Raw genomic sequence first — 15767 nt, forward strand, 5'->3', positions numbered from 1 at the left:
CTGGGCAGCACCAGTGATCATGTTTTTTACGTAGTCGGCGTGACCTGGGCAGTCAACGTGTGCGTAGTGACGCACGGCCGAATCGTATTCAACGTGAGCAGTGTTGATGGTGATACCGCGAGCTTTCTCTTCCGGGGCGCTGTCGATCTTGTCGAAGTCAACCTTGGCCGAACCGAAAACTTCGGAGCAGACACGGGTCAGAGCAGCGGTCAGCGTGGTTTTACCGTGGTCAACGTGACCAATGGTGCCAACGTTGACGTGCGGTTTGTTCCGTTCAAATTTTTCTTTAGCCACGACAATTAACTCCTAGCTTAAAGGGGCTGAATCAGCCTTGCTTTTTGGTAACAGTCTCGACGATATGCGACGGAGCTGTATTGTATTTTTTGAATTCCATAGAGTAGCTTGCGCGACCCTGAGACATGGAACGAACGTCGGTCGCGTAACCGAACATTTCACCCAACGGGACCTCAGCACGAATCACTTTGCCGGAAACCGTATCTTCCATACCCAGAATCATGCCACGACGACGGTTAAGGTCGCCCATGACATCACCCATGTAGTCTTCAGGCGTAACGACCTCTACCGCCATGATCGGCTCAAGCAACTCACCACCGCCCTTCTGGGCCAGTTGCTTGGTTGCCATGGAAGCAGCCACCTTAAACGCCATCTCGTTGGAGTCGACGTCATGGTAAGAACCATCGAACACAGTCGCCTTCAGGCCGATCAGCGGATAGCCGGCGACAACGCCGTTCTTCATCTGCTCTTCGATACCCTTCTGGATCGCCGGGATGTATTCCTTAGGAACCACACCACCTACGACTTCGTTCAGGAATTGCAGACCTTCCTGACCTTCGTCAGCAGGTGCAAAACGAATCCAGCAATGACCGAACTGGCCACGACCGCCGGACTGGCGAACGAACTTGCCTTCGATTTCGCAGCTCTTCGTGATGCGCTCACGATAGGAAACCTGAGGCTTACCGATGTTGGCTTCGACGTTGAACTCACGGCGCATCCGGTCAACCAGGATGTCCAGGTGCAACTCGCCCATGCCCGAGATGATCGTCTGACCAGTCTCTTCATCAGTCTTGACGCGGAAAGACGGGTCTTCCTGAGCAAGCTTGCCCAGAGCGATACCCATTTTTTCCTGGTCGTCCTTGGTCTTAGGCTCAACGGCAACCGAAATAACCGGCTCCGGGAAGTCCATGCGAACCAGGATGATTGGCTTGTCGCCATTGCACAAGGTTTCACCAGTGGTGACATCCTTCATGCCGATCAAGGCCGCGATGTCACCAGCGCGCACTTCCTTGATCTCTTCGCGGGCGTTTGCGTGCATTTGCACCATACGACCTACGCGCTCTTTCTTGCCTTTTACAGAGTTGATCACGCCGTCGCCGGAGTTCAACACGCCCGAGTAAACACGGACAAAGGTCAAGGTACCCACGAATGGGTCGGTAGCGATCTTGAACGCCAGAGCCGAGAACGGCTCGTTGTCGTCTGCATGACGCTCCAGCTCGACAGTCTCGTCATCCGGGTCAGTACCCTTGATGGCAGGAATGTCGGTCGGCGCAGGCAGGAAGTCGATAACGGCGTCGAGAACCAGGGGAACACCCTTGTTCTTGAAGGAAGAACCGCAAACAGCCAGGACGATTTCACCAGCGATAGTACGCTGACGCAGAGCGGCCTTGATTTCCTCGTTGGTGAGTTCTTCACCCTCGAGGTACTTGTTCATCAGCTCTTCGCTGGCTTCGGCCGCAGCCTCAACCATGTTGCTGCGCCATTGCTCGGCTTCTTCCAGCAACTCAGCAGGAATGTCCTTGCGAACAGGGACCATGCCTTTGTCAGCATCGTTCCAGTAGACCGCTTGCATGTTGATCAGATCGATCTGACCCTGGAAGTTGTCCTCGGAACCGATAGCCAGCTGGATAGGCACTGGAGTGTGGCCCAGACGCTGCTTGATCTGACCGATCACGCGCAGGAAGTTGGCACCAGCACGGTCCATCTTGTTCACATAAACAAGACGCGGAACGCCGTATTTGTTGGCTTGACGCCATACGGTTTCCGACTGAGGCTCAACACCCGAAGTGCCGCAGAATACAACCACAGCGCCGTCGAGTACGCGCAGGGAACGTTCTACTTCAATGGTGAAGTCAACGTGGCCCGGGGTATCGATGACGTTGAAGCGGTGCTCGTCCTTGTACTGCTTCTCGGAACCCTTCCAGAAAGCGGTAATGGCAGCAGAAGTAATGGTAATACCACGCTCCTGCTCCTGCACCATCCAGTCGGTGGTCGCGGCGCCATCATGCACCTCGCCCATCTTGTGACTTTTGCCGGTGTAAAAAAGGACGCGCTCGGTGGTGGTGGTTTTACCAGCATCCACGTGAGCAACGATACCGATGTTACGGTAGCGGTTAATCGGTGTAGTACGAGCCATAAAGCCCTCGCAAATTGAGTGACGCTAAAATTAGAAGCGGTAGTGCGAGAAAGCCTTGTTGGCTTCAGCCATACGGTGCACGTCTTCACGCTTCTTAACTGCAGCACCTTTACCTTCAGCAGCGTCCAACAGTTCGCCAGCCAAACGCAGGGCCATGGACTTCTCGCCGCGCTTGCGGGCGAAGTCTACCAACCAGCGCATTGCCAGGGCGTTACGACGGGACGGACGAACTTCGACCGGAACCTGGTAAGTAGCACCGCCTACACGGCGCGACTTCACTTCGACCAGCGGAGCGATGGCGTCGAGAGCTTTCTCGAAGATTTCCAGGGGATCGCTGTTCTTGCGTTCCTTAACTTTGTCCAGTGCGCCATAAACGATACGCTCGGCAACGGCTTTCTTGCCGCTTTCCATTACGTGGTTCATGAACTTGGCGAGAATCTGGCTTCCGTATTTCGGATCGTCCAGAATCTCACGTTTGGCTGCTACGCGACGTCTTGGCATTGATAAGCCCTCAAACGGTCTTCAGGTTAGCCCGGGACAGCAGATGCGTGCCCGACCTTACTCTTATCGACTCAATAAAATTAAAAACTGCAAAACGGCCGATTATTTCGGACGCTTGGTACCGTACTTCGAACGACCTTGGTTACGACCTTTAACGCCGGAAGTATCCAAAGAGCCGCGAACGGTGTGGTAACGAACACCTGGCAAGTCTTTTACACGACCGCCACGGATCAGTACCACGCTGTGTTCTTGCAGGTTGTGGCCTTCACCGCCGATGTACGAGGAAACCTCGAAACCGTTGGTCAGACGCACACGGCATACTTTACGCAGTGCCGAGTTAGGTTTTTTCGGCGTGGTGGTATACACACGGGTGCATACGCCACGACGTTGCGGGCAGTTCTGCAGCGCAGGCACGTCGGATTTCTCGACGATACGCTTACGCGGCTGACGTACCAGCTGGTTGATAGTTGCCATCTACTAGCTCCACTGTTGTCTTGCGACGCTATTGTCTTACAAGAAAAGCAAAATGGCAGGAACGAATTCCCGCCAAATTTAGGGGATCAAGAGTCTAAAGAGGATCTTGTCCCCAGTCAAGGCAAGGCCCCGACCTCCCCGCCCGCCGGATCTCGACAATTTGTCTCGATCCGCCGAACGGGGCGACCAGGGCCAGGCACTCAATTACCGCAGAACTCAGTTACCACTCGAGTTCAGTGCTTCGGTCAGTGCAGCTTCCACTTCACTGGCGCTTACGCGCAACGGCTTGTCAGCATCACGGCGACGCTTGCGCTCGCTGTGATAGGCCAAACCGGTACCAGCCGGGATCAGACGACCCACGACCACGTTTTCTTTCAGGCCGCGCAGATAATCGCGCTTGCCGGTTACCGCCGCTTCGGTCAGTACGCGGGTGGTTTCCTGGAAGGAAGCCGCCGAGATGAACGATTCGGTGGACAACGACGCCTTGGTGATACCCAGCAGCACACGAGTGAACTTGGAGACAAACTTGTCTTCGGTCGCCAGGCGCTCGTTTTCCACCAGTACGTGAGTCAGTTCCATCTGGTCGCCCTTGATGAAACTCGAGTCGCCGGATTCAGCGATCTCGACCTTACGCAGCATCTGACGCAGGATGGTCTCGATGTGCTTGTCGTTGATCTTCACGCCTTGCAGACGGTAAACGTCCTGGATCTCGTTCACGATGTACTTGGCCAGCGCACTCACACCCAGCAGACGCAGGATGTCGTGTGGATCGCTCGGGCCGTCCGAGATAACTTCGCCGCGGTTTACCTGTTCGCCTTCGAAGACGTTCAGGTGACGCCACTTCGGAATCAGCTCTTCGTACGGATCGCTACCGTCGTTCGGGGTAATGACCAGGCGACGCTTGCCCTTGGTCTCTTTACCGAACGCGATGGTGCCGCTGACTTCAGCCAGAATCGAGGCTTCTTTCGGACGACGAGCTTCGAACAAGTCGGCAACACGCGGCAGACCACCGGTGATGTCGCGGGTTTTCGAAGTTTCCTGCGGGATACGGGCGATAACATCACCGATCGCGATCCGCGCGCCGTCCGCAACACCGACCAGGGCGTTGGCTGGCAGGAAGTACTGAGCGATTACGTCAGTGCCTGGCAGCAACAGATCCTTGCCGTTGTCGTCGACCATCTTCACAGCAGGACGGATGTCCTTGCCAGCAGCTGGACGATCTTTCGCATCGAGTACTTCAATGTTGGTCATACCGGTCAATTCGTCGGTCTGACGCTTGATCGTGATGCCTTCTTCCATGCCCACGTAGGTCACGGTACCTTTCATTTCGGTAACGATCGGGTGAGTGTGCGGGTCCCACTTGGCCACGATGGCGCCAGCGTCGACCTTGTCACCTTCCTTGACCGAAATCACAGCACCGTACGGCAGCTTGTAGCGCTCGCGCTCGCGACCGAAGTCGTCAGCGATGGCCAGCTCACCGGAACGGGACACAGCAACCAGGTGACCATCCACTCGCTCAACGTGCTTCAGGTTGTGCAGACGGACGGTACCGCCATTCTTCACCTGAACGCTGTCGGCCGCGGAGGTCCGGCTTGCCGCACCACCGATGTGGAACGTACGCATCGTCAGCTGGGTACCCGGCTCACCGATGGACTGGGCAGCGATAACGCCGACCGCTTCACCGATGTTCACCTGGTGACCACGTGCCAGATCGCGACCGTAGCACTTGGCGCAGATGCCGTAGCGAGTTTCGCAGCTGATCGGCGAACGTACGATCACTTCGTCGATGCTGTTGAGTTCGATGAACTCGACCCACTTCTCGTCAACCAGGGTGCCCGCAGGAACGATTACGTCCTCGGTACCCGGCTTGAATACGTCACGGGCGATGACACGACCCAATACGCGCTCACCCAACGGCTCTACAACGTCACCGCCTTCAATGTGCGGAGTCATTACCAGGCCATGTTCGGTGCCACAATCGATCTCGGTCACGACCAGATCCTGGGCAACGTCTACCAGACGACGAGTCAGGTAACCGGAGTTCGCCGTTTTCAAGGCGGTATCCGCAAGACCCTTACGAGCACCGTGAGTGGAGATGAAGTACTGAAGTACGCTCAAACCTTCACGGAAGTTCGCAGTAATCGGGGTCTCGATGATGGAGCCGTCCGGCTTGGCCATCAGGCCACGCATACCGGCGAGCTGACGGATCTGCGCAGCAGAACCCCGTGCGCCCGAGTCGGCCATCATGTACATCGAGTTGAAGGATTCCTGGTCGACTTCGTTGCCATGACGGTCGATGACTTTCTCTTTCGAGAGGTTGGCCATCATCGCCTTGGAAACTTCGTCGTTCGCCTTGGACCAGAGGTCGATTACCTTGTTGTACTTCTCGCCCTGGGTTACCAGGCCGGAGGCATATTGGCTTTCGATCTCTTTCACTTCTTCGGTAGCAGCACCGATGATGCGGGCTTTTTCATCCGGGATAACGAAGTCGTTAACACCGATGGAAACGCCGGAAATGGTCGAATAGGCAAAACCGGTGTACATCAACTGGTCAGCGAAGATCACGGTCTCTTTCAGACCAACCACGCGATAACACTGGTTGATCAGCTTGGAGATCGCCTTTTTCTTCATCGGCAGGTTGACGACGTCGAAGGACAGACCTTTTGGCACAACCTGGAACAACAGCGCACGGCCGACGGTAGTGTCGACGATACGAGTGTTGGTCACGCTGCCGCCATCACGATCGTTCACGGTTTCGTTGATCCGCACCTTGACCTTGGCGTGCAGTGCGGCTTCGCCGGCACGGAACACACGGTCAACTTCCTGCAGATCAGCGAACACACGACCTTCGCCCTTGGCGTTGATCGCTTCACGTGTCATGTAGTACAGACCCAATACAACGTCCTGCGACGGAACGATGATTGGTTCACCGTTGGCTGGCGACAGGATGTTGTTGGTCGACATCATCAACGCACGCGCTTCCAACTGGGCTTCCAGTGTCAGCGGTACGTGCACGGCCATCTGGTCGCCGTCGAAGTCGGCGTTGTACGCAGCACAGACCAGCGGGTGCAGCTGGATAGCCTTACCTTCGATCAGTACCGGTTCAAACGCCTGGATGCCCAGACGGTGAAGGGTCGGTGCACGGTTGAGCAGGACCGGGTGTTCGCGAATCACTTCAGCGAGAACGTCCCAGACCTCTGGCAGCTCGCGCTCGACCATTTTCTTGGCCGCTTTGATGGTGGTCGCAAGACCACGCATTTCCAGCTTGCCGAAAATGAACGGCTTGAACAGTTCCAGGGCCATTTTCTTTGGCAGACCGCACTGGTGCAGACGCAGGGTCGGGCCTACGGTAATTACCGAACGACCGGAGTAGTCAACACGCTTACCGAGCAAGTTCTGACGGAAACGACCCTGCTTACCCTTGATCATGTCAGCCAGGGATTTCAGAGGACGCTTGTTGGAACCGGTGATAGCGCGGCCACGACGACCGTTGTCGAGCAGTGCATCGACCGCTTCCTGCAACATACGCTTTTCGTTGCGCACGATGATGTCCGGAGCGGACAGATCGAGCAGACGCTTCAAGCGGTTGTTACGGTTGATCACTCGACGATACAGATCGTTGAGGTCGGAAGTCGCGAAACGACCGCCATCAAGCGGAACCAGTGGACGCAGGTCTGGCGGCAGAACCGGCAGAACGGTCAGCACCATCCACTCTGGCAGGTTGCCGGAACCCTGGAAGGCTTCCATCAACTTCAGACGCTTGGACAGCTTCTTGATCTTGGTTTCGGAGTTGGTTTGCGGAATTTCTTCGCGCAGACGGCCAATCTCGTGCTCCAGGTCGATAGCGTGCAGCAGCTCGCGGACAGCTTCGGCACCCATGCGGGCATCGAAATCGTCGCCGAACTCTTCCAGCGCTTCGAAGTACTGCTCGTCGTTGAGCAGCTGACCTTTTTCAAGGGTGGTCATGCCTGGATCGATAACGACATAGCTCTCGAAGTAGAGAACGCGTTCGATATCACGCAGGGTCATGTCCATCAGCAGGCCGATACGGGACGGCAGCGATTTCAGGAACCAGATGTGGGCAACTGGCGAGGCCAGTTCGATGTGCGCCATGCGCTCACGACGAACTTTTGCCAGCGCGACTTCAACGCCGCACTTCTCGCAGATCACACCACGGTGCTTCAAGCGCTTGTACTTACCGCACAGGCACTCGTAATCCTTGACCGGGCCAAAAATCTTGGCGCAGAACAGGCCGTCACGCTCAGGTTTGAACGTACGGTAGTTGATGGTTTCCGGCTTTTTAACTTCACCGAACGACCACGAACGGATCATCTCAGGCGAGGCCAATCCAATACGGATGGCGTCGAACTCTTCGACTTGACCCTGGTTTTTCAGCAAATTCAGTAGGTCTTTCAAGGCCTTTCCTCCTGGCGGAGCAGAGAGCGGGCAAAACAGCCCCGCTCTCGATTCGCGTCACGTGTTATTCGGTTTCCAGATCGATATCGATGCCGAGGGAACGAATTTCCTTGATCAACACGTTGAAAGACTCGGGCATGCCCGGCTCCATACGGTGATCGCCGTCCACGATGTTTTTGTACATCTTGGTCCGGCCGTTCACATCGTCCGACTTCACTGTGAGCATTTCTTGCAGAGTGTATGCAGCACCGTACGCTTCCAGTGCCCAGACCTCCATCTCCCCGAAACGCTGACCACCGAACTGCGCCTTACCACCCAGCGGCTGCTGGGTAACCAGGCTGTAAGAACCGGTAGAACGAGCGTGCATCTTGTCGTCTACCAAGTGGTTCAGCTTCAGCATGTACATGTAGCCAACGGTAACCGGGCGCTCGAACTTGTTGCCGGTACGGCCGTCGAACAGCTGCATCTGGCCGCTTTCTGGCAGATCTGCCAGTTTCAGCATGGCCTTGATTTCGCTTTCCTTGGCACCGTCGAACACCGGAGTAGCCATTGGAACGCCGCCGCGCAGGTTCTTCGCCAGATCCAGGATTTCCTGGTCGGAGAAGGTGTCCAGCTCTTCGTTGCGACCGCCGATCTCGTTGTAGATCTCGTGCAGGAACTTACGCAGGTCAGCGACCTTGCGCTGCTCTTCGATCATACGGTTGATCTTCTCGCCCAAGCCCTTGGCCGCAAGGCCCAGGTGGGTTTCAAGGATCTGACCAACGTTCATACGCGAAGGTACGCCCAACGGGTTGAGGACCACATCGACCGGGGTGCCATTGGCATCGTGCGGCATGTCTTCAACCGGCATGATCACGGAGACCACACCTTTGTTACCGTGACGACCGGCCATCTTGTCGCCCGGCTGGATGCGACGACGGATTGCCAGGTAAACCTTGACGATTTTCAGCACGCCTGGAGCCAGGTCATCGCCCTGCTGCAGTTTGCGCTTCTTGTCTTCGAACTTGTCGTCCAGCAGACGGCGGCGATCAACGATATAGGCCTGGGCCTTCTCGAGCTGCTCGTTCAGAGCATCTTCAGCCATGCGCAGTTTGAACCACTGGCCGTGCTCAAGACCGTCGAGAACTTCGTCGGTGATTTCCTGACCTTTCTTCAGGCCGGCGCCGCCTTCGGCTTTGTGGCCGACCAGAGCGGAGCGCAGACGCTCGAAAGTTGCGCCTTCGACGATACGGAACTCTTCGTTCAGGTCCTTGCGGATCTCGTCGAGTTGAGTCTTCTCGATCGACAGTGCACGAGCATCGCGCTCAACGCCGTCGCGAGTGAAGACTTGTACGTCGATGACGGTACCCTTGGTGCCGGTAGGCACGCGCAGGGAGGTGTCTTTAACGTCGCTGGCTTTTTCACCGAAGATGGCACGCAGCAGTTTTTCTTCCGGAGTCAGCTGGGTCTCGCCTTTCGGAGTGACCTTGCCCACCAGGATGTCGCCTGCGCCTACTTCAGCACCTACGTAAACGATACCGGCTTCGTCCAGCTTGTTCAGTGCAGCTTCACCCACGTTCGGGATGTCCGCAGTGATTTCCTCTGGGCCAAGCTTGGTGTCACGAGCCACACAGGTCAGTTCCTGGATGTGGATCGTGGTGAAGCGGTCTTCCTGAACCACACGCTCGGACAGGCAGATGGAGTCTTCGAAGTTGAAGCCGTTCCATGCCATGAACGCGATGCGCATGTTCTGACCCAGGGCCAGTTCACCCATATCGGTGGACGGACCGTCGGCCATGATGTCGCTGCGCTGAACCCGATCACCCTTGCTCACCAGCGGACGCTGGTTGATGCAGGTGTTCTGGTTGGAGCGGGTGTATTTGGTCAGGTTGTAGATGTCGACACCGGCTTCGCCAGTTTCAACTTCGTCATCGGCAACACGAACCACGATACGGCTGGCGTCGACGGAGTCGATCACGCCACCACGACGAGCCACGACGCAAACGCCGGAGTCACGGGCAACGTTACGCTCCATGCCGGTACCTACCAGCGGCTTGTCGGCACGCAGGGTGGGTACAGCTTGACGCTGCATGTTCGAACCCATCAACGCACGGTTGGCGTCGTCGTGCTCGAGGAACGGGATCAGCGACGCTGCAACCGAAACTACCTGCTTCGGCGATACGTCCATCAAGGTGACGTCTTCCGGCGCCTTGACGGTGAACTCGTTCAAGTGACGAACAGCTACCAGTTCGTCGACCAGGACCTTCTTGTCGTTCATCGTGGCCGAAGCCTGAGCGATCACGTGATCAGCTTCTTCGATGGCGGACAGGAACACGATCTCGTCGGTAACCAGGGCGTCTTTCACCACACGGTACGGGCTCTCGAGGAAGCCGTACTGGTTGGTGCGGGCATAGGCAGCCAGGGAGTTGATCAGACCGATGTTCGGACCTTCCGGCGTTTCGATCGGGCATACACGACCATAGTGCGTCGGGTGTACGTCACGAACTTCGAAGCCTGCACGCTCACGGGTCAGACCGCCCGGGCCGAGCGCGGAGACACGACGCTTGTGGGTGATCTCGGACAGCGGGTTGTTCTGGTCCATGAACTGGGACAGCTGGCTCGAACCGAAGAACTCCTTCACCGCCGCAGCCACAGGCTTGGCGTTGATCAGGTCTTGCGGCATCAGGCCTTCGCTTTCAGCCATCGACAGACGTTCCTTGACCGCACGCTCTACGCGCACCAGGCCAACACGGAACTGGTTCTCGGCCATTTCGCCTACGCAGCGAACACGACGGTTACCCAGGTGGTCGATGTCATCGACGATGCCCTTGCCGTTACGGATGTCGACCAGGGTCTTGAGGACAGCAACGATGTCGTCCTTGTTCAGTACACCCGAACCTTCGATTTCGGTACGACCGATACGACGGTTGAACTTCATCCGGCCGACCGCAGACAGGTCATAGCGCTCAGGGCTGAAGAACAGGTTGTTGAACAGAGTCTCGGCGGCATCCTTGGTTGGCGGCTCGCCAGGACGCATCATGCGATAGATCTCGACCAGGGCTTCCAGTTGGTTGCCGGTGGAGTCGATCTTCAGCGTGTCGGAGATGAACGGACCGCAGTCGATGTCGTTGGTGTACAGCGTCTCGATGCGAACGACCTGGGCCTTGGCGATTTTTGCCAGGATCTCGGTGTTCAGCTCGGTGTTGCACTCTGCCAGGATTTCGCCGGTGGCCGGATGCACGATGACCTTGGCCGTGGTGCGACCCAGGACGTAGTCCAGAGGCACCTGCAGCTCTTTGATCCCGGCTTTTTCCAGCTGGTTGATGTGGCGAGCGGTGATACGACGACCCTGCTCGACAATAACCTTGCCTTTGTCATCCTGGATATCGAGGACAGCGATTTCACCGCGCAGGCGCTGAGGCACCAGTTCCAGGCTGAGGTTTTCACCCTGCACATGGAAAACGTTGGTGGTGTAGAACGCGTCCAACACTTCTTCGGTGGTATAGCCGAGCGCGCGCAGCAGTACCGATGCAGGCAGCTTGCGACGACGGTCGATACGCACGAATACGCAGTCTTTCGGGTCGAACTCGAAGTCCAACCACGAACCGCGGTAAGGAATGATGCGCGCGGAGTAAAGCAGTTTGCCGGAGCTGTGCGTCTTGCCACGGTCGTGGTCGAAGAACACGCCCGGAGAACGGTGCAGCTGGGAAACGATTACACGCTCGGTACCGTTGATTACGAAGGTACCATTCTCAGTCATCAGGGGGATTTCACCCATGTAGACTTCTTGCTCTTTGATGTCCTTGATCGCTTTGTTCGACGATTCTTTGTCGAAAATGATCAGGCGCACTTTTACCCGCAAAGGTACGGCGTAAGTAACACCGCGCAATACGCATTCTTTGACATCAAATGCCGGTTCGCCCAGGCGATAACCGACGTACTCCAGCGCAGCATTGCCGGAGTAGCTGATGATCGGGAAAACGGATTTGAAGGCCGCATGCAGGCCCACGTCGCGGAACTGATCTTTAGTCGCTCCCGCTTGCAAGAATTCACGATACGAATCCAGCTGGATGGCCAGGAGGTACGGCACATCCATGACGTCCGGCAACTTGCTAAAGTCCTTGCGGATACGTTTTTTCTCAGTATATGAGTAAGCCATCAGCGTTCCCCAGCTTGGTCACCTGCTTGTTTGGCCCCTCCCGACGGGAGCAGCCAGAAAATCGTGCAAACCCCATGGTTTGCGCCACCACATCGGGTGGTTACAGCTCGCTATCGGCACCGACCCAGTCGGCTGCCAATAACGGAAAAAGGCCGGTGGCAAGAGCCACCAGCCATCAGCCTGTCGCTTAACGCTCGGGCTGGAGACGCAAAGTCGATGCTTACTTCAGCTCGACTTTAGCGCCTGCTTCTTCCAGAGCGGCCTTGGCTTTGTCAGCTGCGTCTTTGGCAACAGCTTCCAGAACCATGGCAGGAGCGCCGTCAACTACAGCCTTGGCTTCTTTCAGGCCCAGACCGGTCAGTTCACGTACTGCCTTGATCACGTTTACTTTCTTCTCGCCAGCTTCGGTCAGCATGACGTTGAATTCGGTTTGCTCTTCAGCAACGGCAGCAGCAACAGCTGGACCAGCGGAAGCAGCAGCAGCGGTAACACCGAATTTTTCTTCGAAAGCTTTGATCAGCTCAACAACTTCCATTACGGACATGTTGCCAACGGCTTCGAGGATATCGTTTTGAGAGATAGACATGACTCTAAATTCCTGGATTGGGGGACGGCCTACGCGACCATCGAAATAAACAAAAAACGCGAAAAGGAGTGTCGAGCCTTAGGCTGCGGCAGCTTCTTTCTGGTCGCGCAGTGCCGCCAGAGTACGAGCCAATTTGCTGGTTGCGCCTTGAATCACGCTCATCAGCTGGGAAATTGCTTCGTCACGGGTCGGCAGAGTTGCCAGTACGTCGATCTGGTTAGCTGCGAGGAACTTGCCCTCGAACGCAGCTGCCTTAATCTCGAACTTGTCCTGACCTTTGGCGAATTCCTTGAACAAACGGGCAGCAGCGCCAGGATGTTGGGTGGAGAACGCGATCAAGGTCGGGCCGGTGAACACGTCGTTGAGGACACTGTATTCAGTGTCAGCAACAGCGCGCTTGAGCAGGGTGTTACGTACAACACGTACGTAAACGCCAGCTTCACGAGCCTCTTTACGGAGTCCGGTCATAGCGCCTACTGTTACGCCACGGGCATCAGCCACGACAGCGGACAGAGCAGCTTTGGCAGCCTCGTTGACTTCAGCGACGATGGCCTTCTTGTCTTCGAGTTTAATTGCCACGGGTTTAACTCCTGCTTGTTACCGTTTCATCCGGTCGAAACCGAATGTCGTTTTGGTGTCTGATTCGGTAAGGAACCGGGAGCACCATCTGCGTAGGCTTGTGGTTTAAGACTTGCGTCGCCTACGGTCTTGGACAGCCCCCGCCAGGCAGGGACCCCAATTTTTTGATTGGCGCAATTACTTGCGCCAACCTGAGTCTTACGCGTCGAGCGAGCTCTGATCGATGACCAGACCTGGGCCCATAGTGGTGCTCAGGGTAACGCGCTTGACGTAGATACCTTTCGAAGAAGCTGGCTTGATACGCTTCAGATCAGCGATCAGGGCTTCAACGTTTTCCTTCAGCTTGACGGCGTCGAAGCCGATCTTGCCAACGGAAGTGTGGATGATGCCGTTTTTGTCGGTGCGATAACGAACCTGACCAGCCTTGGCGTTTTTAACCGCGGTGGCTACGTCTGGCGTTACGGTGCCGACTTTAGGGTTAGGCATCAGACCACGTGGACCGAGGATCTGACCCAACTGACCTACAACGCGCATGGCATCCGGGGATGCGATCACTACGTCATAGTTCAGGTCGCCGCCCTTCATTTCAGCTGCCAGATCGTCCATGCCTACGCGATCAGCACCAGCAGCCAGAGCAGCTTCAGCTGCTGGGCCCTGGGTGAAGACAGCTACACGAACGGTCTTGCCAGTGCCGTGTGGCAGCACGGTAGCGCTACGAACGACCTGGTCGGATTTACGTGGGTCAACGCCCAGGTTTACAGCAACGTCGAACGACTCGCTGAACTTGACAGTCGACAGCTCAGCCAGCAGAGCGGCGGCGTCTACAAAGTTGTAGGCCTTGCCTGCTTCGATTTTGCCGGCGATAGCCTTTTGACGCTTGGTCAGCTTAGCCATTACACACCCTCCACGTTAAGGCCCATGCTACGAGCAGAACCGGCGATAGTACGCACGGCTGCATCCATATCAGCTGCAGTCAGATCCGCGTTTTTGGTTTTCGCGATTTCTTCCAGCTGAGCACGGGTAACGGTGCCAACCTTAACGGTGTTTGGACGAGCGGAACCGCTGGTCAAACCTGCAGCCTTCTTCAGCAGAACCGAAGCCGGGGTGCTTTTTGTTTCGAAAGTGAAGCTACGGTCGCTGTAGACAGTGATGATCACTGGAGTCGGCAGACCTGGCTCAAGACCCTGAGTACGGGCGTTGAAGGCCTTGCAGAATTCCATGATGTTCACGCCGTGCTGACCCAGGGCCGGACCAACAGGTGGGCTTGGGTTAGCCTGAGCGGCCTTCACTTGCAGCTTGATGTAAGCGGTAATTTTCTTGGCCATGAGGCACTCCAATTACGGGTTCGAACGCCTCGAAAGGCTCCCCGGTTACTTGCGCGTTTATCCCAGTGACGACAAAACCCCACAGCCTTGGGCTGCGGGGTTGGGATGCCTGCTCAATCAGACCTTTTCGACCTGACTGAACTCTAGCTCTACCGGAGTAGAGCGACCGAAAATGAGCACTGCCACTTGGATCCGGCTCTTTTCGTAGTTAACTTCTTCAACCGTGCCGTTGAAATCAGCGAATGGACCGTCGGTGACGCGTACAACCTCACCTGGCTCAAACAGTGTCTTCGGCTTCGGCTTGTCGCTACCATCAGCGACGCGACGCAGAATCGCTTCCGCCTCTTTATCCGTGATCGGCGCAGGCTTGTCGGCGGTACCGCCAATGAAGCCCATCACCCGAGGGGTATCCTTGACCAAGTGCCAAGTCCCTTCGTTCATGTCCATCTGTACCAGCACGTAGCCCGGAAAGAACTTACGTTCACTTTTGCGCTTCTGGCCATTACGCATCTCAACCACTTCTTCAGTGGGGACCAGAATCTCGCCAAAGCCATCTTCCATGCCAGCCAGCTTTACGCGCTCTACCAGCGAGCGCATAACATGCTTCTCGTAACCCGAGTAAGCATGCACAACGTACCAACGCTTAGCCACGGGACACCCTTAGCCAACAATCAAGGAAACAAGCCAGCCGAGCAGGGAATCGAGCCCCCACAACAGCAACGCCATTACCAGAACAACAGCCACAACGATCAACGTGGTCTGCGTGGTTTCTTGGCGAGTCGGCCATACGACTTTACGAATCTCGGTGCGAGCTTCCTTAGCGAGTACAAAGAAAGACTTGCCCTTGGCTGTCTGCAGGCCTACAAAGGCAGCAACAGCAGCAATGGCGAGCAATGCAAGTACGCGGTACAGGATCGGCGAAGCAGAATAATACTGATTGCCAACAACGCCAATAACCACCAAAGCGACTACCACTAGCCACTTGAGCAGATCGAAGCGAGAGCCTTGAGCTTCAGCTTTAGGAGTCATCTATGAAGATCCTGTGAAAAGAAAGCCAGACACACTGAGTGAATCTGGCAGGTCAGGAGGGAATCGAACCCCCAACCTACGGTTTTGGAGACCGTCGCTCTGCCAATTGAGCTACTGACCTAAAACAAAATCAGGCCGACCATTATGCCGGCCCGAAAAAGACATTACAACTGTTTACTCGATGACTTTAGCTACGACGCCAGCGCCGACGGTACGACCGCCTTCACGGATAGCGAAACGCAGACCGTCTTCCATCGCGATGGTCTTGATCAGGGTAACAGTCATCTG

General features: G+C 56.2%; 12 protein-coding genes, 1 tRNA gene and 1 pseudogene. All 14 read right to left on the reverse strand.

Going from position 1 to position 15767, the window contains the following annotated elements; translation table 11 throughout:
- Positions 1-294 (reverse strand): GTP-binding protein (locus ASC85_RS25745; protein ID WP_236712406.1); only part of this gene is annotated, 294 nt, incomplete at its 3' end.
- Positions 295-325: 31 nt separating this feature from the next.
- Positions 326-2431, reverse strand: coding sequence for an elongation factor G (gene fusA, locus ASC85_RS25750; RefSeq protein ID WP_057451898.1), 2106 nt, complete (start codon positions 2429-2431; stop codon positions 326-328).
- Between the two features lie 30 nt (positions 2432-2461).
- The gene (gene rpsG, locus ASC85_RS25755; protein WP_003186074.1) at positions 2462-2932 is read right to left on the reverse strand and encodes a 30S ribosomal protein S7; all 471 of its coding nucleotides are present in this window, start codon (positions 2930-2932) and stop codon (positions 2462-2464) included.
- A 102-nt stretch (positions 2933-3034) separates the two neighbouring features.
- Complete coding sequence (gene rpsL, locus ASC85_RS25760; RefSeq protein WP_003186084.1) at positions 3035-3406, reverse strand: 30S ribosomal protein S12; 372 nt, start codon at positions 3404-3406, stop codon at positions 3035-3037.
- A 216-nt stretch (positions 3407-3622) separates the two neighbouring features.
- Positions 3623-7822: a DNA-directed RNA polymerase subunit beta' gene (rpoC, locus tag ASC85_RS25765; protein ID WP_047230482.1), complete on the reverse strand. Its 4200-nt coding sequence runs from the start codon at positions 7820-7822 to the stop codon at positions 3623-3625.
- A gap of 64 nt (positions 7823-7886) precedes the next feature.
- Positions 7887-11960, reverse strand: coding sequence for a DNA-directed RNA polymerase subunit beta (rpoB, locus tag ASC85_RS25770; protein WP_013694338.1), 4074 nt, complete (start codon positions 11958-11960; stop codon positions 7887-7889).
- A gap of 220 nt (positions 11961-12180) precedes the next feature.
- Positions 12181-12546, reverse strand: coding sequence for a 50S ribosomal protein L7/L12 (gene rplL / locus ASC85_RS25775; RefSeq protein WP_007970414.1), 366 nt, complete (start codon positions 12544-12546; stop codon positions 12181-12183).
- Between the two features lie 78 nt (positions 12547-12624).
- Positions 12625-13125: a 50S ribosomal protein L10 gene (gene rplJ / locus ASC85_RS25780; RefSeq protein WP_003206099.1), complete on the reverse strand. Its 501-nt coding sequence runs from the start codon at positions 13123-13125 to the stop codon at positions 12625-12627.
- Positions 13126-13323: 198 nt separating this feature from the next.
- On the reverse strand, positions 13324-14019 hold the full coding sequence (gene rplA, locus ASC85_RS25785; protein WP_003186095.1) for a 50S ribosomal protein L1: 696 nt from the start codon (positions 14017-14019) through the stop codon (positions 13324-13326).
- The gene (gene rplK, locus ASC85_RS25790; protein WP_003176435.1) at positions 14019-14450 is read right to left on the reverse strand and encodes a 50S ribosomal protein L11; all 432 of its coding nucleotides are present in this window, start codon (positions 14448-14450) and stop codon (positions 14019-14021) included. The genes rplA and rplK overlap by 1 nt, the downstream gene beginning before the upstream one ends.
- Positions 14451-14567: 117 nt before the next feature.
- The gene (gene nusG, locus ASC85_RS25795) at positions 14568-15101 is read right to left on the reverse strand and encodes a transcription termination/antitermination protein NusG (RefSeq protein WP_003186097.1); all 534 of its coding nucleotides are present in this window, start codon (positions 15099-15101) and stop codon (positions 14568-14570) included.
- Positions 15102-15110: 9 nt separating this feature from the next.
- Positions 15111-15479, reverse strand: a complete 369-nt coding sequence (gene secE, locus ASC85_RS25800) for a preprotein translocase subunit SecE (RefSeq protein WP_003206102.1) — start codon at positions 15477-15479, stop codon at positions 15111-15113.
- A gap of 45 nt (positions 15480-15524) precedes the next feature.
- Positions 15525-15600, reverse strand: a tRNA-Trp gene (locus tag ASC85_RS25805).
- A gap of 53 nt (positions 15601-15653) precedes the next feature.
- Positions 15654-15767 (reverse strand): annotated as a pseudogene (locus ASC85_RS31700) (EF-Tu/IF-2/RF-3 family GTPase); the annotation flags it as partial.

The sequence above is a fragment of the Pseudomonas sp. Root401 genome, assembly GCF_001425105.1.
Lineage (GTDB): Bacteria > Pseudomonadota > Gammaproteobacteria > Pseudomonadales > Pseudomonadaceae > Aquipseudomonas > Aquipseudomonas brassicacearum.